Annotated in this window: 16 protein-coding genes and 1 tRNA gene; 5 read left to right on the top strand and 12 right to left on the bottom strand. The window is 54.8% G+C overall.

What is annotated here, in order from left to right:
• Positions 1 to 60 precede the first annotated feature (60 nt).
• From ACEWZM_RS07065 to ACEWZM_RS07055, 3 genes are read right to left on the bottom strand one after another with little or no spacing between them, the layout of a single operon-like run.
• Positions 61 to 1,857 carry a TniQ family protein gene (locus ACEWZM_RS07065; RefSeq protein ID WP_414005766.1) on the bottom strand — a complete coding sequence of 599 codons (1,797 nt, stop codon included), beginning with the start codon at positions 1,855 to 1,857 and terminating at the stop codon, positions 61 to 63.
• Positions 1,854 to 2,804, bottom strand: coding sequence for an ATP-binding protein (locus tag ACEWZM_RS07060; RefSeq protein WP_414005765.1), 951 nt, complete (start codon positions 2,802 to 2,804; stop codon positions 1,854 to 1,856). The genes ACEWZM_RS07065 and ACEWZM_RS07060 overlap by 4 nt, the downstream gene beginning before the upstream one ends.
• The gene (locus tag ACEWZM_RS07055) at positions 2,794 to 4,338 is read right to left on the bottom strand and encodes a hypothetical protein (protein WP_414005764.1); all 1,545 of its coding nucleotides are present in this window, start codon (positions 4,336 to 4,338) and stop codon (positions 2,794 to 2,796) included. Before ACEWZM_RS07055 ends, ACEWZM_RS07060 begins: the two co-directional genes overlap by 11 nt.
• A 282-nt stretch (positions 4,339 to 4,620) precedes the next feature.
• On the opposite strand from ACEWZM_RS07055, the gene ACEWZM_RS07050 reads away from it, so the two are divergent.
• Entirely contained in the window at positions 4,621 to 4,842 is a 222-nt protein-coding gene (locus tag ACEWZM_RS07050) for a hypothetical protein (RefSeq protein WP_414005763.1), read from the top strand.
• A gap of 86 nt (positions 4,843 to 4,928) precedes the next feature.
• On the opposite strand, the gene ACEWZM_RS07045 is transcribed toward ACEWZM_RS07050, so the two are convergent.
• Together ACEWZM_RS07045 and ACEWZM_RS07040 are read right to left on the bottom strand one after the other, a co-directional pair.
• Positions 4,929 to 5,339 carry a hypothetical protein gene (locus ACEWZM_RS07045; protein ID WP_414005762.1) on the bottom strand — a complete coding sequence of 137 codons (411 nt, stop codon included), beginning with the start codon at positions 5,337 to 5,339 and terminating at the stop codon, positions 4,929 to 4,931.
• A gap of 309 nt (positions 5,340 to 5,648) precedes the next feature.
• Complete coding sequence (locus ACEWZM_RS07040) at positions 5,649 to 5,891, bottom strand: helix-turn-helix domain-containing protein (RefSeq protein ID WP_414007980.1); 243 nt, start codon at positions 5,889 to 5,891, stop codon at positions 5,649 to 5,651.
• 464 nt (positions 5,892 to 6,355) lie between these two features.
• Here ACEWZM_RS07040 and ACEWZM_RS07035 point away from each other — a divergent pair, with 464 nt between their 5' ends.
• Positions 6,356 to 6,553, top strand: coding sequence for a hypothetical protein (locus tag ACEWZM_RS07035; protein ID WP_414005761.1), 198 nt, complete (start codon positions 6,356 to 6,358; stop codon positions 6,551 to 6,553).
• 354 nt (positions 6,554 to 6,907) lie between these two features.
• Here the strand turns inward: ACEWZM_RS07035 and ACEWZM_RS07030 are convergent, their stop codons facing one another.
• The 6 genes from ACEWZM_RS07030 to ACEWZM_RS07005 form a co-directional block, all read right to left on the bottom strand.
• A complete protein-coding gene (locus ACEWZM_RS07030) occupies positions 6,908 to 8,089 on the bottom strand; it encodes a hypothetical protein (RefSeq protein ID WP_414005760.1) in 1,182 nt (393 codons plus the stop codon).
• 168 nt (positions 8,090 to 8,257) lie between these two features.
• Positions 8,258 to 10,351 (bottom strand): hypothetical protein, encoded by a 2,094-nt coding sequence (locus ACEWZM_RS07025; protein WP_414005759.1) that lies wholly within the window; start codon positions 10,349 to 10,351, stop codon positions 8,258 to 8,260.
• Between the two features lie 64 nt (positions 10,352 to 10,415).
• Entirely contained in the window at positions 10,416 to 12,299 is a 1,884-nt protein-coding gene (locus ACEWZM_RS07020; RefSeq protein WP_414005758.1) for a UvrD-helicase domain-containing protein, read from the bottom strand.
• On the bottom strand, positions 12,296 to 14,497 hold the full coding sequence (locus ACEWZM_RS07015) for an ATP-dependent nuclease (protein ID WP_414005757.1): 2,202 nt from the start codon (positions 14,495 to 14,497) through the stop codon (positions 12,296 to 12,298). Before ACEWZM_RS07015 ends, ACEWZM_RS07020 begins: the two co-directional genes overlap by 4 nt.
• 296 nt (positions 14,498 to 14,793) lie before the next feature.
• A tRNA-Ala gene (locus ACEWZM_RS07010) sits at positions 14,794 to 14,869 on the bottom strand.
• Between the two features lie 175 nt (positions 14,870 to 15,044).
• A complete protein-coding gene (locus ACEWZM_RS07005) occupies positions 15,045 to 15,371 on the bottom strand; it encodes a TIGR02300 family protein (protein WP_414005756.1) in 327 nt (108 codons plus the stop codon).
• Between the two features lie 99 nt (positions 15,372 to 15,470).
• Between ACEWZM_RS07005 and ACEWZM_RS07000 the strand changes: the two genes are divergently transcribed.
• Both ACEWZM_RS07000 and ACEWZM_RS06995 read left to right on the top strand, forming a co-directional pair.
• Positions 15,471 to 16,166 carry a M48 family metallopeptidase gene (locus tag ACEWZM_RS07000; protein WP_414005755.1) on the top strand — a complete coding sequence of 232 codons (696 nt, stop codon included), beginning with the start codon at positions 15,471 to 15,473 and terminating at the stop codon, positions 16,164 to 16,166.
• 72 nt (positions 16,167 to 16,238) lie between these two features.
• Positions 16,239 to 16,895, top strand: coding sequence for a GntR family transcriptional regulator (locus ACEWZM_RS06995; RefSeq protein WP_414005754.1), 657 nt, complete (start codon positions 16,239 to 16,241; stop codon positions 16,893 to 16,895).
• A 150-nt stretch (positions 16,896 to 17,045) separates the two neighbouring features.
• Here ACEWZM_RS06995 and ACEWZM_RS06990 read toward each other — a convergent pair whose 3' ends face one another.
• Complete coding sequence (locus tag ACEWZM_RS06990; protein WP_414005753.1) at positions 17,046 to 18,008, bottom strand: acetyl-CoA carboxylase carboxyltransferase subunit alpha; 963 nt, start codon at positions 18,006 to 18,008, stop codon at positions 17,046 to 17,048.
• A 120-nt stretch (positions 18,009 to 18,128) separates the two neighbouring features.
• Between ACEWZM_RS06990 and ACEWZM_RS06985 the strand changes: the two genes are divergently transcribed.
• Positions 18,129 to 18,971 (top strand): AraC family transcriptional regulator, encoded by an 843-nt coding sequence (locus tag ACEWZM_RS06985; protein ID WP_414005752.1) that lies wholly within the window; start codon positions 18,129 to 18,131, stop codon positions 18,969 to 18,971.
• Positions 18,972 to 18,974: the final 3 nt, after the last annotated feature.

Below are 18,974 nucleotides of genomic sequence, written 5' to 3'. Positions count from 1 at the left end.
CATCCGTCAAAGAGGGCTCTATGCGGTCATTCTCTGCGACACGCGAGAATGACCGGTCAGTTATTTTATGGTTTTTCGCTCAAAAATAAGATTGCATCTTGGTCCAAGCGGCAGGGGTACAATGCCTCGATCCAGTTGCAAGATCGCTTCGGTGCCTGGCAGTCTGCCTGTTTGTTTGGAAAGCTCAGTCACCGACACAAAACGCTCCCGAAATCTCTCCATTGACTTGGCACAGACATACCTCCGCTTTCGCCCCGACTGGAGTTCTGTAACTTCTCGTGGGATCAAGTGCCGCTGATCCAGTAACTTACGAATGGTGCGGATATTAAGGTTCAGGATTTCTGCTGCGCGTGTTGGCCGCACGGTACCTTCGTGATCCGTGGCGATGACGCCTTTCAGGTCCTCCATTGCGATCAGAAAATTTGGAAACTTAACCTTTTCCCGGGCTGATATCGCCAGCGCGATCCGGTTTCTCAAGATGATTTCAACCACCCGCTCAGTCGGTATGCGCACCCGGTGCGACGCTGATGGAATATCGAGGTAAGTTTTGTCGGTATCGTTCTTGGCAACCAAATCGCGTAGCACGGCAAAGAAACGCTCGATTTCACGCGGGTGATAGTGTGGGTAGGCGTTTTTGTCGGCGAAGTACTTGGAGATCAGGCCCGCGTTCGAGAGCTTGGTGAGCATGAAACGCTCGATCCCAAGCCATTCTGCGGTCTCGCTTGCATTGAGCAATGCATCGAAGTCCGTCACGATGTCATTGATGATTTCGGTCGATACGTAACGCCTCAGCACAAAGCCACGGCCCGAAGAGTTGCGTGTCGCCAATCCCATTGCTTCCAATCTCCGTGCGAGTTTCCAGCCTGAGACACCATAGTGGCTGCGAGCTGTCGAAAGAGAGTGGACGTATTGCTCGGGGCAGGGCTTCCCAAGGACGATTGCACCTTCGGAAATCGGAAAATTCTTGAAGATGAAATCCCGCACCAGATCACGGATGACATCAAACGCAGGATCATCGTCTCGATGACGGAGCCACTCAAAGAAAACTCGATAGCGGGTGCGGTACTGGGTGTTGTCTACTGGATGCGCCTCTTGGATTTCTCTGAGTTTGCGTCTAAACGCATCCGGACCTTTTCTCAGCACTTCAAATCCAGCGCTTCCAGCTTTTGCCCACCGCGCAGGGGTTGCGTCATCACGTTTGAACTTTGCACCTTGTGTCAGCAGTAGCCCAAAGCCTTCGCAGGTTTGCGCCGCGACGTGGAAGGGCAATTTATCCAGCCAAGAAATGCCCGGACCATTCTCAACTCGGTCTCGCAGGTAGTTTTCCAGTTTGAGATCAGCGTCGTTCGCGAGCTCAGAGGGAATGGGGTCGTATTGATCGCACAGATGCATGAAGTCAAATGTGTCCTTGTTGCTGCGCGCCTTGGGCATTGGCACCAAATAGCAACCGTGGCGTATGCAGGTCCGTACTGAGGTGAGTTGCCAGATGCCAAAGTGTGCCGCGTCCGTAGGTATCGCTGCCTCCTTCAGGCATTCGGGGCAGGCCTTGAGAGAAGTTCGGTTGAAGGCCGTAAACTTGATGGTTTCAGCCCCCAGCCGAAACCAGCCCGGGGAGGTAAGTTGTGGCGTGCCGCGCTGAAGATCCATGGCTGAGCAACCGGCCAAAGATGCCAGCCGCGCGACATCGTCTGGTTCGCCGTTGGTGATCCCAAGATAGGTAAGACCGACATCAGAGCCGAAGGTAATGGCGCGCGGAGCGCCATTCCTGCGGGCCAAGCGGGACGCCAATGACGCCGCTGTTTCACCTTGCCGAAATTCCACCGAAAGCGGCAGCGCTTGAGCTTTTGCAACCGTCATGTATCGGCCTCCGGGAAAACCTGACGGGAATCGATCCTGTAGAAATCTGGAATGATAAAGGGATTGAGAGTATTGTCGCAGGCAGATCGACAATGATAGGCTTTGGCGAAGTGGTCCCTCCGTAGGGTTGAAGACGCTTCAAGATATGCTTGTTCGAGGGCTGCGATTGTCAGCTCGATCACCAAACCGAATTGATTTGCAGCCGCATGGATGAGACGTTCGCCCATCGCCTGTTCCTGGGTGTTTTCATGGGCTGATACCTCCCCAGCGTCGCAATATGCTTCGATCAAATCGACTGCGTTTTCTGCATCTGCGGTCGGAGAGAGGCTGTCAAATCGGACAGTCTTCATCCGCCGCGCGAGCTGTGGGTCATGGTTCAAGATCCCTTCCAGCTCCGGCGTTCCCGAAAGGATGATGCCAACAGGCCATTCAGGATCAGTCATGAGTGTTTTCAGCATGGAGGCGACCGAATTCAATTCATGTTTGGTGCCGCGCGATGCGAGTTCCTGGGCTTCATCGAGTAGAATATTGGTAACACCCAACTCCTTGAGCTGATGGCGAACAAGATCCCAAATGTACCACGCCTGTCGCTCAGAGCTGATCTTGTACCCAAGCTCCCGCAACAGGGCTTGCCCAACGGATTTTAGGGTGGCCGGTGAGGGCACACGAAGGCTGACGATACACCTGTCGCCGTGTCCTTCCGCTCTCAGCCGTTCTTGTGTTCGTTGTGCAAGGAAAGACATGGCCGTGGTCTTGCCCGCGCCAGATGGCCCCGAAAGGGCCATGCCGTGAGCTTCATTGGTTTGCCCGATCTCGATGTCTGCCAGTCGTTTCTCCAGCAAGAGCGTCAATTGGGCCTCTAGCGGTTCAAAACGTTCATGATTGATGAAGTGATTGCGCAGAGCTGCAACTCGTTTTGCGGTGTGTTTGATGCGATCATTGGTCATTGTTGAAGGTCCAGCGTTTGCGGCGAGCGGGCGCGTTTGTTTCCGAAGAATTGGGAGATTGTTGTTCAGGCAAGGTTTGCGTCTCGGTGGAGGGCCTGATTTCAATGCCGCTGGCGAGCGGGTCATCGGATGAAGACATGTGATCCAAGCGGTCGGCGTCTGACCGAAGCGCATAGTGCAGCGCTGCTTCATGCCGTGAGACATCTTCGGTCGTGACGTGAAACGGTGTCAGTTCACGCAAGGTGAATGCGCGATTGTTTGCCTCTGAAATTCGTTCAATTGCGCGTCGGACGATGGGGGCATCTATCTCCGCATTGCGCTTGTTGCGAAGGCGAAGAGAGCGCCTTGCTTCAATTAACTGATCGTAGGAAATGCCCTCAAAACCTAATTGATTGGCGATGGCAGGATGCCAATCTGTACCCACCTTCACCGCAATCCAGCCGATGTCCGAAAGGTCGGCACGAATTTCCACGTCGCGGGTCGGGGAGTGGAGATACGCGTCGCGGAGCGCTTCACAACTGTAGGAGAGGCCTGCAAACAGCACGCCATCGCCGCGCAGTTTGCGCGTGAGTGGCCGCCCGAAGGCTTTCCGCATCGTCAGACCGTCTGGAACAGGCATAATACCATGTTCGCCGGTTAGGCGCTCCCAAGCTTGGTTGGGTGTTTCTCCGTTGAGTGATCCATGCGGCTCGTTGTGGTAGATGTCCACGATATAGGTCAGCAGTATGGTGATCAGGTCATCATCACACAGGCAGGCAAGCTGTTCCGATGGGTAGTCGCCTCGCTCTACTGTGTCGAAAAAGGTGCGCCCTAAAAGGAGCGGCATCAATCGGTGGCCTAGGGTTCTGAAGAAGGATTCAATATGGCCGCGTAACCAGGGCGTACCTGCTGGTGGCAGGTGAGCGGTGATGCCAAGTGAGGATAAAGTGCCCTGAAAGTCGTCTGAGACAAATGCAGACCCCATGTCAGTTACCAGGGTCTGTACGCCGCCGTGGTGGTGCCATGTGCTTTCGCAACCAGCCGCTTGTGCGATGGGTGTTTTGTCTCTGAAGATGTCGCGAAGTGCGCGGATGGCGTCATCTGAGTTCGGGTTTTCGGCCAACCTCAGGGACAATACGCACTTGGTGGCACAGTCGATGGCGATGTAGATCCAACGACGCCCGCTCTCCAATTTCTCTTGGCGCTCAGGTGGCAGGTGATCCCAAATGCCTGCCAAAGTCAGCAGCGTGATCACGTCGAGCTTGTTTTCATCCATCTCCACCCGCTCAAGTGGCAGTATAACATCGGGGCCGTTCTCAAAAAGTGTGAAACGCGCATTGGCCGCTGCTGTTCCATGGCGTTTGGCGTAGACATAGTAGGGATCAGCCAAGTCCAAACGACGGCGGATTGTGACTGCGGATGGGATCAGCAGCGGCGCAAGTCCCGCGTCTCCACGCCGCCAGTTCTCACTTTCGAAGAGAGTCTTCGTCTCAGCCACTGCTTGAACTTTGGTGGGGCGTTGGGTGTTGGCATAGAATTCGATCACCTGGTTCATCAGGGCTTCCGACTTCGGGCACCACCGTGGTTTTCTATTGCCAGACCGGTGTGTCTTGGGGATCAGGGCAAGCGCCGAGTAACCTGCATTTTCATAGGCTCGCAACCATTCAAGTGCTCTTCGGCTCCCAGGTAATTTGCGCATCGAAATCGTTGCGCTAGGTTTTATTGAGCCAGATGAATATTCACCTTCACCCAATCGCTTTCGAACGAGTGTTCCTAGTTTGTCTTTGATGCGCTTGTACCCCGCGTGAGATCGAAAGAACTCAGCTGCGGTTCTCAGTTGCAGAAGGACATCGCAGACCGCTTTGCGGAAAAGTACGATCGCGCGGGTTTTTCCGGACAGCTCATTGATGGTTGTGGCGTTGCTTTCAGCGCGCGCTTTTTGGCCGGCAAGATCAAAGTAATTTGGGTGAAACTTAGTGTCGGGCCGTTTGAGGAGATTGGTGAGATCTTGATAGGAGAACCACTCGACGATGCCGGGCTGAAGAACGCGCTCAAATAGCCAGCCGCCATTTTGTTGCTCGAGAGGGCGAATTGCTAAACCCTCACTAGCGATCATGTCTGATTTTGAAATACGACAAGGAGCATTCATGCTGCGGCCCCCGTCAAAGAGGGGCGAAGCGTTGCCAGTTTCCGCGCCGCTACCGCTGCCTTGCGGCGATCAATCTGCTTGTCTGTGATCAGGAGCACCCGATCCGCAAACTGCTTGGGCACGGACCGCGTGACGTGCTCGAGTTCACTCATAAAGTTGCGGCTGAGCACGCGATTCATGGGTTTGATGGCGATCGCTATTTTCTTCCCGCTCGAAAGCGTGATCAGAAAATCAAATACGTGTTTTGCGGGGCGGCCATCTGCACCGACGAACTGGATCGCAGGCGGCTGGTCCCAAATGTGATGGATGTCATCACGTATCAGCATCAAACACAGAAAGGCATATTCGAGTGCGCTTTCAAATTGCAGGATGCGCGGGCGACCAAATCCGGGAAGCTTTGCAATCATGCTGCCGCGCATGCTTGCTCTGGATCGCCGCGCAATGCGACGGGTTGCGCGACTACCTTCTGGGTCGCGGTGTATACGTACTGCCATATTGTTGTGGAGCGCACCTCTTTCAGCTCCGCGCAAAGCCGCGGATCGAGACAGGCGCTGTCTCCCCCTTGTTAAAAAGATGAGTGTATCCGCCCCGCCGGAACCATTCCGGCGGGTTGACTTTTCTTTGGTGTCGGGGGATGAATAGGGCGTCGGAACCAAACGACACTTTATTCCGAGAGGCCTTCCTGTTGACGCAGGAAGGCCTTTCACTTTCCCGAACTAGCTTTGCCTAGTGTCCTCCTCCTCCTGCTGTGGATAACGATCCGGGAACAGTGCTTCCGGGGTGGTGTCCAATTGCCTTGCGATTTCTGACTGCACTCGGTGCGACGTCCGATAACCTTGGCTCACCACGGTTACGCTGCTTTGTGCAATACCGAGAGTCTTCGCGACTTTAGACATGGACGATCCAACTAGCCTGAGACGGCACTTCAAAATTTCGTGGAGATTTCGGTCTACACTCATGAGGTTGTCTAAGTCCTTGGACTGCATATTTGCACAATGGCCAAAGAATCAGATGTCACCGAATCGGTCAATGTTGTTTCTAAAAATAAATATTGAAAACAATGGTTTGCTTGGTGTCACATATGTTTTGCTAGGAAACGTATGTTTTACATCGCAAGATATTTGACGCCTTTGAAACCTATGTTTGCGGTCACGTGTGATGTTGGATCGGCTTTTTCGATTAGCCAATTCTTTGAATGGTTTACGCTAAATATGCTCTATCAGTCATTGGATTTGTGGAATTCACTGGTGCTAAACCAATCTACCGTTGCTGGCCCATTTCGAGCTCTCCCTTGCCCACATGAAGAAAAAATTTTTCTGGAAACTTACGGTCTTTGAGGGTCAGAACAGACTATTCTGACCCCAGAACGTGTTTCTGCGAACAAGTTGTGGTAGTGACAGAGCGAATGATGAGAGGCTTTGATATGGCTGGAAATTTGGAAAGAGCCGGGAAACTAGCGGATCTTGAAACTGGTCAAGTTGCACATGGAGATGCGGCTCAGGCTGAGATCGCTCCCTTACTGGTCCGGATTGAACCCATATTGGAGAAGGTAGATCAGTTCGGCATAACTGACGCTGAATTTGACATGCAAGCCTTCACAGATGAAATGTGGGGCGGGTAGTCAGGGCCGTCAGAAACGAACCTGTTGGTCAGTGCTGCGTTCAACCTGAAGTCGGTTCACATAACACCCATTAACCTATGTTCTGTTTTTGTTATAGCAACGCAAATCACCTTTTAGTTGTGAAGGGGTGGTGCCGAAACGATAAACGCATTCGGCTCAAAGCGGCTATTCGACCTGGTACCACTATACTCCGGTCGCAACCTGCATGGTGGACTTTGCTGGGCATGCTGCATCGGTCAATACGCTGTCTGGGGAGTAAGGGGACGTCGTGATGAGGGTATGTCGAACCGGTTAGCTCCGATCTATGTAGCCATCACCCGATAGCTGGCTCTTGTAGTTACTGGTACAGCTAACTCAATTTGGGAAGCCATCCTCGTCGGTCCATCCCTCAGGAGGGAGGAGGCTGGGGAGCATGCCTTCACCAGCTTTTGCGCGTCGCATGGCTTCACTCATCCAGGCGGCTTTTGCTAGTTCGATACGAAGCGTTTCTTGATCGTAAACATATAGCTTCAACTCACCGACCCAACGACCGTGCCCTTCTAGATCGAATTCGACCTCTATCCGGAGGCGCTGTTCGTAGAGTGTCGTATCCGAGATACCAACGTGACGGACTTGTCGCACGCATACCAAAGGTGGGTATTTCGAGGTTGCCCCCATACTGGGCGGCCCACTAACAGATGCCATCCGGATCAGTTCACATGCGACAAGGTGTTCGAACCACACTGAATCTTTCAATGTCTCGTACAGCGCAGTGATATGGCTTCCACCATCCATGTTCGCGAACCATGTTCTGGGGGGCAAAGCGAGCGCTGTTTCGAAATACTGGATCCAGTAAGCCTCGCCAGAGATTAGAGCCCCGGTCCGATTGCACATGCCGGAGAGGTCGTTCGCAGGCAGGCGGGGCGCGGAAACGTCCAGGCAGAGGGTCACGAGCCACGCTGCACTGTCGCGTTCGATAACCGGAACGCCGCTAAGGCGGCCGCCAAGCCCAGCTTCGCTTAGCAGGGCATATCGGGTCCACGCATTTAGTTCTTCGAACCGGTGCACGAAGGCCAAAAGATCCTGCGCGGTGCCAACAAGAAAAAAGGACAGGCGAACCACAATGCCGTCAACCCCCACGCGCAGGACACGCCCTGCAGCGACAATATCGGGACCGAGTGAAATGAGCCCGACATCCGCATCGATAGAATAGCCCAGACGTGCGAACTCGGTGTGATCACTCCGGATAGTCCGGAGTGCCTCGACTGAGAACACCGCCTCATCCCTGTCGATCATGATGCTGCAAGTACCGCAGAGCCAGATGCCATTGTCGACGCCGCGACGCTCTTCAGTGGTGAGCGACGGATCATATCGACGCGCCCCGCGCCCAGGCGCGGCTGCTGTAATATGCGCTGCGACACCGACATTTGTGACCGCCTCGGGAGCCTCGTCGCTCGGCCCGGAAGTCGGCGTCTTACAAAGAGAACAACGATGCCCCGCCCGTGCAGCTAAGGCACGCCGGACAGAGGCAGGGAAGTCGTCTCGCGCGTTAGTCATCGAGCGGAACCTAGCATACGAGGCGACCAGGTGCGAGGCGTAGTCGCGGACGTCATGCTATCGGCCCTGAGCTGCCGTTCCCCAACGGGTCGCAATGCTGAGGCGCTGTCCGTCAGACCGGCCATTCGCTGCATGTGCGGAACCGGGGTCTAGCAATAACGCGACAAGTTAGGACAAAGTCAGAGAAGCTAGCCTGTGTTCGCCGGAGGTGTGGATATAGAGCGACCCGTCGTTCAATTGATCAGGCAAAACACCCACTGCAAACAGCAGGCGTTCGAAGTGTCGGTTGAGGAAATGCATCTCTTCTAGGTTCGCCCAATCCCCCAGTCGGCGGTTAAATGCGGCAAGGTCTTCTTCAAAGAGCTTTGACCACTTCATGAGTTCCAACTGCGCAAGTTTTTGATCCAATGGCTCTCCTGGTCGGCGCGGGCCGATTACTGAGGCGCGTGCCGCTAGATACCGTGCAATTGCCGTCATGAGACCCGACGCTTGGGAAGCACAAACTTCAAAGAAGCGTTTATGATCGCCGTCTGTTTGATATTGCGTGTGTGCATCTGTCGTGGCCGAAATCATCTGTCCAATTTGCAAGCGTGCTTGCTCAGAATAGAATTCCAGCGTCTCCGTGTTGGGGGCGAGGAGACGGGTGGAGAAATAAGTCGCCAGCAAAGACTCATTGTATTGAAAGAGCCAGCCCTCATAAGGATCCGTGTATGGGGAAAGCAGTGTTCCCGGGAATTTGCGTTCTAGAAGCGAGTTGAATGCGGCTGTCCCCAAGCAGTAGGAGATGACCGAAATGGCCTCCTCGCGTAAGGTTTCGTCTTCCGAAATCAACTGCTCCGCAAGATACCCTCTAAGGACAATGTGCGTCTTGATGCCGTCGTCACGTCGCACTGCGAGTGGCATAGCAACGCCATTGGGGTTTGCGCCCGCAGAAGGATCAATGCTGCGATCAACACCCAAACCTCGGTCAAGTCCCTGCAGTGCTCCTGCGTAATCCACGGCAAACGTGATGCCATCTAGGCGTTGGATGGGGAGGTAGCCCCCAAATGCTGTGACCACTTCATTGAGGCTTTCTGCTACTCTTTGCACATAGGCCTCGTCTCCGAAGTCCTTAAAAGAGACAGAATACGAAAAACCTTCATCTGTAGGCAAATCAGTCCATGTGACAGGCTCACTATCCTCCTGAAAAACGCTCGCGTTATCGCCGAGGAATTCTTCAACCGTTTCGCGGAACGCAGAAGAGGTTTTGTTGGCTATTTTGGCGCGCGCAGGGCCACCAAGCTCCGCAAGATCGGTTTGTGAGACTTCATCTCTTCGGTTCGCCAAATAGAAAGTAAAACAGCTTTCACGTGAGGCCCGGCTATATATTTCCACAACCTTGCCCCAGTCATCCGCAACACTGCCAACCGCTAGTTTTGAGGAAGACAACGGAACCACGACGCGAGTCATGCTTTTGTGATCCGCCATAATATAAGGTCCCCAACCGTTTGCGTCTTCGGCGACGGCAACACAGTCGGGCAGAACCGCATCTCCAGTTGGAAAGTCAACGATCCGCCATCGAAATTCCTCCAGCTTGGCTTTTCGAGGCCCAGGCACCAGCTCTTTCTTAAGAACTTGAGTATGCACCTTTCGGGGCATTGCTTGGAATTCTCCTTGGAAACGCTCCAGGAAAGCATCAAACTCATTTGACGCTGCATTCTGGAGTGCATCAAAGTCTTCTCGAATGGCCTGGTAGAGCAGACGCACAACCGCTTTGGGTGTCAAGTTGGTGAGCATGTTGATTGGATGCTGTTCGAACTGCTCTATCGCCATTTTTTCGAACTTTGACGGAACACGGTGTTTAGGTAATTCAATGCCATCGAAAAGCTCACTGGGTCGATGAATGAGGGTATCGATTGACGAAACAAGCTCCGATGCCCCTACATCTATCAATTCACGCAAGTACGCAGCTCGTATTGTCAGATGTGCAACTATCTCGCTAATCAGGTGACTTGGTAGAGTATCACCCGCTGCAACGGCGCGCGCCTCTTCGACACCGAATTTCAGCTCGTTTTCGTATTCGGTAATCAGATCGTCCAGTGTTGGCGCATCTGTCATGGCAGGCTTTGAATAGAAATCTCGGGTTGCAGCGGCATCATCGCGGGATACCGGTACAGGATTTGGCAGACCGCGCCGATGCATCCAAAGCTTGTCACTTCCGTCTTGAATGACAAATTCCTTTAGGAAATGCCTAGGGATGAAGTGCTGCTTTCGACCGGCCATGGTAGTCCCACCTCTCTTCAAGGAGCTCTTGGTCTGTTACTGGGAAACAGTTTTACTTTCGGTCTTATTCCAGGACGAAGACGGAATCTGTCTCGAAGAACCCTTTGGAAATCAGTTCTGTGCGCATTTGCTTCGTATCGTCGGCAAAGATGATTACCGCCAAATCCGACAGGGCTCGCGAGCAACACACATAGAACAGTCGCCTCGTTCTATCGATTACGGAATCCTTTTCCTCGGCAATGTTTGCTCGGTCTCGATCTGAGAGCTCTGTAACGCCGAAATATTTGCCGTAGGAGAAGGTGTTGGTTCGCCCTTCCTGATCGTCAACAACCACGATCACCTTGTCGAACTCCGCCCCTTTGATGCCTTGCTGCGTGGCGAATGGAGACATCTTCTCGATGTATTTCCGGTACCCCCATAGCTCCGATGCGCCGCACTGCATGAAACGAAGGGCGGCATTGTCGACCGCAGGCTCGGCAACAGGTTCGGCAGTACTTGCGTACAGGTCGATGAGCTCGACGTAGCGATCATCGAGCGCCATCAAGTTGTTGTCTCTCATGAAACGGACGACATCGCCGACGCGCGCGTCCCCCCCGGCTTCCAAAATCGCCACCAATTCGCCGATCTGTCCTTGCAGCCCATTCAGAAGTCCCGCGGTGTCGACACCAGCCAGCGCATCCGGCTGCAACCGCGGACAGTGTTTGCGAAGCAGGCGCATAATCTCGAACTCCCGCGCTTGTTGACGCGCAAGCACCACAGGAAGGACGTACGACAAAAACGGGCGTACCACCCAGGCAGTGCCGTCAATCACTCCGCTACTTAGGTCCTCTGGCGATCTGTCATTAAGTGCGCTGTAGAGGTTTGGAAAACCCAATCGGGTTGCCGCCATCCGGTGGACCAGCACCAGTAGTCGCAACGCTTCTTCGTCTTCTTCCTCCAACCAGCCTTCATCACCGTCCTGATTGGCGAGCCAGCGGCGTGCCTCTTCCAGACGTTCCTGTCGCCGATCATCGGCGGGCAGGATCAATACTCTGGCTGACCCTTCGACGGGAGTGTTTTCCCCGTTCACCTTAATGTGGCGGCCGCGCGTTTGCTCAAGCTGGTCGTCTTCCGCCCTGATCCGGTTGATGACGCGAAGCACGGCCTGCGGACACCGGAAATTTTCCGGCTTTTCAAGCGTCTCCCATCCCTCTTCTGGCGGAATGGGTCCGGCACCTTGCATGTAAATTTTCTGCACCGGATCGCCGAAGAAGCCGAGACAGAAGCCTAGTGGAACCGCTCGCGCCACTGCGCGGAGCGCATCCACAAAGGCCGGGTCTGTGTCCTGACTCTCATCGACAAAGATGACCGGAAAGCGACGTGTCAGAAGGGTCTGCATTAATGCGTGGCCGGCGATAAATTCGGGGCCGATCTTCAGGATATCGCTATGGCCGAGAACGCCGTTCACGTAGTCGCTTCCTGTCCCATACCGGAAGCTCTTCACCGCAGTAATCTCCGTTAGTTGTCGATTGTACCGTACGATGTTCTCCGTGGCGCGGGCTTTCGTGGCTTCTCTCGTTCGCGGTTTGTCGATTTTCTCTTGCTCTTCGGCAATCTTCTCTTGCAACCGGTTGCTTACCCATTCCCGTAGATTGTTCTGAAATGGCTTTATGACAGTCCAGAGAAAGCTGTGGATCGTCGAGACGTGAAACAGCTCATCATTCCCGACGTCTCCGCGAATTTCTTCCACAGCCACTTCGGTGTAGGTGATGCAGGCGACTTGTTGCCCGTTTCGGCGCAGTGCAGGCCCTTGGGTGCGTTCGATTTGAGCAAGGGCTTTCACGAGCGACGTTGTCTTTCCCGAACCCGCTCCCGCCACCATCACAAAATGCCGGTTGCCGTCACCCGCGAGCCGCTCATGAAGTGCCGTGTCGGTATCCGTATTGGGCTTGCCGATGCGGCTTGTCATGCGGCGTCACCTTCTTGCTGCTCGTCCTCTTCCACTGCTACGCCCAGCGTGGCTTCGAGCCACTCCAGGCCTTCGGCAATGTAGTGAGGGACGTTCCAAGCGTCAGGGTCCTTCGCGAGCAATGCGAGCGCGAAATCCGTTTTCTTGTAGTTCGAACTGTGAACTTTATCGTGAAGACGCCGTGCTAGGTCTTCCAGATTTTGCGGTGCGCGCACCCGGAGCCTCAACTCCCGATTGGCGAATTCCTGTGTCCACTCCAGATTGTCGAAGGCGAAGGCGACTTCGAGAGTGCGACCAGCGCGTTCTATTTGCTCGCCGTTGCGCTCAAGAATGACTGTGCAGGGATAAGTGACACGGATAGCGCCAAGCCCAAACTCGTCGGCGGCAATGGCCTTGGCTGTGGCAACGGCACCCAAAAGCTCATCGAGCTTATTCATGCCAGGCAACCATTGAGCAAGCATCTGGTTCGACGTCACCGCATCCGGTGTTTCCGGCGTACAAGTGCTGCCGGCTGCAACTTCATCCTCTTCATCGTCGCCTTCCACCGGGTTGAAGGCATCATCGTCTTCTTGTTCGACGGGTGCGTGTACGCTGTCCAGATCGGTAACGATGAGCGTTGTTATTCCGAGGAACTCAATAAGCGCTCGGAACAGGTGGGCATATGCGCCACCTATTTCGAGAACACTAAGGTAGCAGGAACGCAGACCGGGCGCTGCTTTAGCTATCATTTGCGGCATAACGAGCCGTTCGACATTGCCCTCGACGAGCACCGCCGCGTCGGCAAAGAAAAGGTCACAGTGCGTTAGCTTCAAATAGCGTTCCAGAAAATCACGGCTCGGGTTGGCCGCGGTACGATAGTATTCCGATAGGTTCAGGACCTTTGAGGTTTGTGCAATGCCTGTGCCTTCGCGCCTGAAATAGCGAATGGGCTGGAAGCCACGCTCGTACAGGATATGCGGAGAGTGCGTCGTCAACGCCAACTGCGTGTGGAAACCATCTGGCGCGTCACCTTCCGCCGCCAGAATCTCCAACACCTTGCTGACGAAGACTTGCTGCAACTGGGCATGCAAATGAGCTTCTGGCTCTTCGACAAACACCAGATGCAGAGGTGGGCGCTTCTCCTCTGTTGCTAGCCACTGTGCGTGAAGATCGAGAAGTTCGACCACCATATAGATCAGATTTTTGAAGCCGAGCCCGTTATATTTGTCGGGCAGCGTCAGTCCCTCATCGTTCAGGGCGTAGTGAACATGGGCACCGTCCTGGCTATTCATCACTGTCGCAGGATTAAGTGCGGATTTGATCATCAGGCGCGGATTGGTCAGTCCCGGATATCCCAGTTGTGCCAGCCGCTGGAGGGTATCGGCGAAGACCTGTTCGAGATGTTGGTTCAGCAGTATTTCCGAATCCGCGAGCGCCCTGATCGCGTTGTAGTCGTCACCGTGGCGCTCAAGATTTCTTTGGTAATAGCGGCTAAGGTGCCGCGAAAGTTCCTCGGAACGGCTGCCCCCCTCACTGTCTGAAAGATGGCGTTGGGCGTGTAGGAAATCGACTTTGATCAGCGAGTTGACGATGTCCTTTCCCGTTCGTCCCTGATCCCGTAGCAGCTCTTGCGGTTCGTAACCTTCGTTAGGCTCTAGTTCATCGTTGAATTGGGCCTCATCGAGGACGAAATACTTGAATTCATACTCTCGCTGGAGCTCGCCTTCTAGGTATTCTCGCAGCGTTCGCGGCGGAGCTACATATGGCTCCTGGCCTTCCGGCGTCTCAAGGTCGGCGACCGCTTCTTGTGCCTGTGCATGTCGTTCCTGAAAGCGCACCAAAGTCTCATCTTCGTTACGCGGTGCGAAGGCGATACGAACGCCGACCATTGCTCCTTGCCATTCAAGGTTGGGAAGAAGGTCGATGACTCGATGCAGATCCGCTTGCTCGACCCCAAACCATAGATCAAGCGACAGAACTGGAAGTGCAGCGTCTGCTTGAACGGATTCAAATGCGTCGATGTCCCTCCACCGGCATGCGCTTATGTCATGAAAACTGACACGGTCACGGGCACCGCTTATGAAGAAGTGCATTGCGTGGGCAACGGAGGTCTTGCCACTGTTATTTGCACCCACGAAAATCGAGATTTCGCTATCTAAATCAATCTTCACGTACGCGAGGCGGCGGTAATTCCTGAGTCTTATCTTGCTCAAATGCATTGCGTGTTCAATCTCAAACAACTCGACCCGTATACAATACCCTAGGTTGATAGTCGTGAGTAGGGCAAACTTCTTGCGTGCTTGTGTGTGCTGATCTTGTCTTCCCAAGTGTCGGCTCTCAACAAGCCGCGACTAGCATCTCGCACTTGCCGAGAATGACGGCTTTCGCCGATCATGCAGTGGTTTCATCTGCGTCGGATCGGTTAAGCATTATCGTTGAGGACAAATTTCGCGCAGTTAGAGGCAGTATCTCTGACTAAAAAGGTAAAACTATCCGACAATTTACAAGAGATGTTTGGTGGAGCCTAGCGGGATCGAACCGCTGACCTCCTGCATGCCATGCAGGCGCTCTCCCAGCTGAGCTAAGGCCCCAAACAGCCGCGTTTCGTTTCCGTTCCGCAGTGTGTCTCGGTGATTTAAGGGAGGCTGGCGCGGGCCGCAAGAGGAAAATGCACCACCATCCTAGATTTTTTAGACACACAAATTCCCGGTGTGTTTCGGGGTGTCCGGGGGAGGTGGCGGCACCTCCCCCAAGGGCCTTGTCGCCTTAGGAGTCGTCGTCTTCGGAGGCTACGTCAGCGATCTCGTCGAGCGAGACGTTATCCTCGTCATCGTCATCATCCAGGACGTCGTCGCCCAGATCCAGATCGACGTCTTCGGCATCATCAAGCACCGCGTCATCGCCGTCGGTGTTTTCCTTGGCCTTGCGGCTTGCCGCATCTTCTGCGTCCGCTTCTATCATGCGGCTCTTGCCATTGTTGAGTTCGACAGCCTCACCGGTGTAGGGGCTGACGATCGGGTTCTTGTTCAGGTCGTAAAAACGTTTGCCGGTTGTTGGGCAAACGCGCTTTACACCCCATTCTTCATTGGGCATGTGGATCCCCTTGATTTTCTGCTGAGTCGGTTCGACGATTCAGTTGCCTTGCCATATGCGTCAGGTAGTGTCAAAGCCTTTGCCAAAAGGGGGGGCGTTATGGCCGATCATCACCTGCCCGGAGATCCACCGGTTCCGTTGACACTGCGCCGTTCTGCACGGGCGCGGCGGATCAGTCTGCGAGTCTCCGGGCTGGATGGTCGGGTAACGCTGACGCTGCCGCCGCGGGTGCCAGACCGTGAGGCGCTGGCCTTTGCCCGTGAAAAGGAAAGCTGGATCCGCGAGCATCTTGAACGACATCCCGATAGCGTCGAGGTTGACTACGGCAGCGTGCTGCCCATCGACGGCCAGCCACGGCAGGTGGTTGCCGGGGGGGGGCGTCGTGTGCTTCTGAAGTCAGGGCAATTGGCTGTGCCGGGTGCTGACAAAGGTGTGAAGCCGGGGCGGCGTATTCAAAGATATCTGCGGGAGTTGGCGCGTGATCGGCTAGCGGACGCGTCCGACCAGTATGCCGCGGCGTTGGGTTGTGGATACAACCGCATTAGCCTACGCGATACCCGATCTCGTTGGGGGTCCTGTTCGTCAGAAGGGGCGTTGATGTACTCTTGGCGGCTGATTTTGGCGCCGCCGGAGGTGTTGCGCTATGTTGCCGCCCATGAGGTTGCACATCTGGCCGAGATGAATCATTCGCCTGCCTTTTGGGCCATCGTTCAACAGCTCTATGGCAACTATGATGGAGCGCGGGGCTGGCTGCGCAGTGAAGGCAACAACCTGCATCGTTATAGGTTCAGCTAGACCCAAATAGACTATGTTGCATAAGGATGGTTGTGGTTGACGGGTGCGCCATTTGTGATCACAAGGTCGGCCATGTCCAATCCCATTCGCCCCACCGCCGAGCCGCCCATAGGGTCTGTCCATGACCGTGTCTACCGGACCTTGCGGACCCGGATCATGCACGGTGAGGTCGCACCGGGAGAGGCGTTGACCCTGCGCGGGATAGGGCGGGAATTTGATGTGTCGATGACACCTGCTCGCGAATCGGTTCGCCGATTGGTGGCGGAAGGGGCGTTGTTCTTGTCCTCCTCGGGCCGGGTCTCGACGCCTGAGCTAACCAATGAGCGGATTGAAGAGCTGGCAGCGTTGCGCGCGCTTATTGAGGTCGAGTTGGCCAGTAGGGCTTTACCGCGTGCGCATATTGCGCTGATTGACCGGTTGCAAAGCATCAATATCAATGTTGCTGAGATGATCTCCAAACGGGATGCAGTTGGGTATATCCGCGCCAATCTGGAGTTCCATCGGACGCTTTATCTGCGCGCGCAGGCACCGGCGATGCTAGCCATGGCAGAAACGGTCTGGCTCCAGTTGGGGCCTACGATGCGAGCGCTTTATGGGCGTTTGCGGCGTACTGAGCCTCCACATGACCACAAGTTGATTATCGCAGCGCTCAAGGCGGGAGATGAGCCGGGGTTGCGGCTGGCAGTCCGATCAGATGTGACACAGGGCCTGAGAATGCTTGCGGGGTAGCCTATCTGTGTTCGTTGTGTTTAGGCGCAGTGCATGGCGTGCCAGTCACCCGACATTTATGTCCGCGAGAGGAAATCGCCGACGGCGCAAAAAAACCGGCTAAGAGGCCGGTCTTTCTGTGTCAGTTTTCTAATTCGCGCGTGACGAGTGTTAGGCGGCCAAGCCCTTTGAACCAATATCCAGAAATTTCTGACGGCGATCTTTGACCAATGCGGCGGCATCTTTGCCGCTCAGCTCGGCCAGCATTTCACCCAACGCGCCGCGCACAGCGTCAAAGGCGGCGTCAGCATTGCGGTGTGCGCCGCCAAGTGGCTCAGGAATGATCTTGTCGACGACGGCCAACTCCTTGAGATTCTGGGCGGTCAGGCGCAACGCTTCGGCGGCTTCGCGCGTTTTCTCAGCATCCTTCCAAAGGATCGAAGCGCAGCCTTCGGGGCTGATAACGGAGTAAACGGAGTGTTCCAACATTGCCACGCGGTTCGCTGTTGCAAAGGCCACAGCGCCACCTGAGCCGCCTTCGCCAATGATGATAGAAATCAGCGGTACGCCGATTTTCAAACACATCTCGGTAGAGCGGGCAATTGCTTCTGATTGACCACGTTCTTCAGCGCCTTTGCCAGGGTAGGCGCCGGCGGTGTCCACCAGAGTCACAACCGGAAGGCCAAATCGACCCGCCATTTCCATCAATCGGATGGCTTTGCGGTAGCCTTCGGGGCGGGCCATACCAAAGTTATGGGCGATCCGCGCCTTGGTGTTCGAGCCTTTCTCATGGCCAATAACCATCACGGGCTGATCGTTGAAACGGGCCAAGCCCCCCATAACCGCCAGATCATCGGCAAAATTACGGTCCCCGGCCAGCGGAGTGTATTCAGTGAACAGCGCATCGATATAGTCGCGGCAATGGGGGCGTTCCGGGTGGCGCGCTACCTGACATTTCCGCCAGGGGGTCAGATCTTTGTACAGGTCGATAAGCAGTTGCGCCGCCTTGGCATCAAGTGCCGCGGCCTCATCGCTCAGATCGGCCTCTTCATTTGTCCGCGCCATAGCGCGCAGTTCTTCCGCTTTGCCTTCGATCTCGGCCAACGGTTTCTCAAAATCCATGTACTGGGTCATGTCGTCTCACTTGGGCGGTTTGCTCGATATATGGCCTCAAGGGACGACGGATGCAACTCAGCAAGATTTGTGAATAGCTGCTATGGCATTCAAAACGGGTCAGAAGAGGGACGTTTTTCGATGCCTAACTCCTATGAGGACCGCATTTTGCGTGTGCTTGAATATATCTACGACAACCCGGAGGGAGATCTGTCGCTCGATGCCTTGGCGGACGTGGCAGCAATGTCGCGCTTCCACTGGCATCGAGTATTTCGTGCCCTGACTGGGGAAACATGCGCTCAGGCGGTGCGTCGTATCCGTCTGCATTTGGCTGCAACTGCTCTCGTAAAGGGTAAGACGTCGATCGAGACTATCGGCCGTGATGCAGGGTATCCAAATGCGCGATCTTTCGCCCGAGCGTTCGCCGATGCCTATGGTGCCTCGCCCGCAGTCTTTCGAAAAAGGGGCCGTCTTCTGCCGTCAAACCCTAACCTGAATGCACAAGGAGAGCCCATGTTTTCAACTACAATTCGCAGTGAACCTGCCCGCAGGCTAGCGGCTATCGCCCACAAGGGCGCCTATAGTGAGATTGGCCGCAGCTTTGAAGCGTTTTTGGCGCTATGCACGGCGCGTAATCTCTGGCCGCAGATGCGCCAGTTGATCGGCGTTTACCTGGATAGCCCAGACACAGTTCCTGATGCCGAGCTGCGCAGCTATGCTGGTGCGACCATCGCAACCGCTGATGCCATAACGCTGCCCGAAAATATGGAAGAGGTATTACTGCCGGGCGGAAAAACTGCGGTGATGACGTACAAAGGACCTTATTCAGGTATCCACGCCGCTTATGGAGATTTGTTTGGGGCTTGGTTGCCGCAATCGGGGGAGGAACCTGCTGATGCCCCCTGTTACGAAATCTACCTCAATGATCCACATGAGGTCGCGCCCGAAGAGCTGTTGACTGAGATTTGCCTGCCGCTGAAGTGATGC

The sequence above is a fragment of the Phaeobacter cretensis genome (assembly GCF_047372505.1).
GTDB lineage: Bacteria > Pseudomonadota > Alphaproteobacteria > Rhodobacterales > Rhodobacteraceae > Phaeobacter > Phaeobacter cretensis.
This window is presented reverse-complemented; position numbering and strand designations above follow the sequence as displayed.

Coding starts and splice junctions, on each gene's coding strand:
- ACEWZM_RS07065 (WP_414005766.1), bottom strand. CDS start 1,857: ATGACGGTTGCAAAAGCTCAAGCGCTGCCGCTTTCGGTGGAATTTCGG.
- ACEWZM_RS07060 (WP_414005765.1), bottom strand. CDS start 2,804: ATGACCAATGATCGCATCAAACACACCGCAAAACGAGTTGCAGCTCTG.
- ACEWZM_RS07055 (WP_414005764.1), bottom strand. CDS start 4,338: ATGAACCAGGTGATCGAATTCTATGCCAACACCCAACGCCCCACCAAA.
- ACEWZM_RS07045 (WP_414005762.1), bottom strand. CDS start 5,339: ATGATTGCAAAGCTTCCCGGATTTGGTCGCCCGCGCATCCTGCAATTT.
- ACEWZM_RS07040 (WP_414007980.1), bottom strand. CDS start 5,891: ATGAGTGTAGACCGAAATCTCCACGAAATTTTGAAGTGCCGTCTCAGG.
- ACEWZM_RS07035 (WP_414005761.1), top strand. CDS start 6,356: ATGGCTGGAAATTTGGAAAGAGCCGGGAAACTAGCGGATCTTGAAACT.
- ACEWZM_RS07030 (WP_414005760.1), bottom strand. CDS start 8,089: ATGACTAACGCGCGAGACGACTTCCCTGCCTCTGTCCGGCGTGCCTTA.
- ACEWZM_RS07025 (WP_414005759.1), bottom strand. CDS start 10,351: ATGGCCGGTCGAAAGCAGCACTTCATCCCTAGGCATTTCCTAAAGGAA.
- ACEWZM_RS07020 (WP_414005758.1), bottom strand. CDS start 12,299: ATGACAAGCCGCATCGGCAAGCCCAATACGGATACCGACACGGCACTT.
- ACEWZM_RS07015 (WP_414005757.1), bottom strand. CDS start 14,497: ATGCATTTGAGCAAGATAAGACTCAGGAATTACCGCCGCCTCGCGTAC.
- ACEWZM_RS07005 (WP_414005756.1), bottom strand. CDS start 15,371: ATGCCCAATGAAGAATGGGGTGTAAAGCGCGTTTGCCCAACAACCGGC.
- ACEWZM_RS07000 (WP_414005755.1), top strand. CDS start 15,471: ATGGCCGATCATCACCTGCCCGGAGATCCACCGGTTCCGTTGACACTG.
- ACEWZM_RS06995 (WP_414005754.1), top strand. CDS start 16,239: ATGTCCAATCCCATTCGCCCCACCGCCGAGCCGCCCATAGGGTCTGTC.
- ACEWZM_RS06990 (WP_414005753.1), bottom strand. CDS start 18,008: ATGACCCAGTACATGGATTTTGAGAAACCGTTGGCCGAGATCGAAGGC.
- ACEWZM_RS06985 (WP_414005752.1), top strand. CDS start 18,129: ATGCCTAACTCCTATGAGGACCGCATTTTGCGTGTGCTTGAATATATC.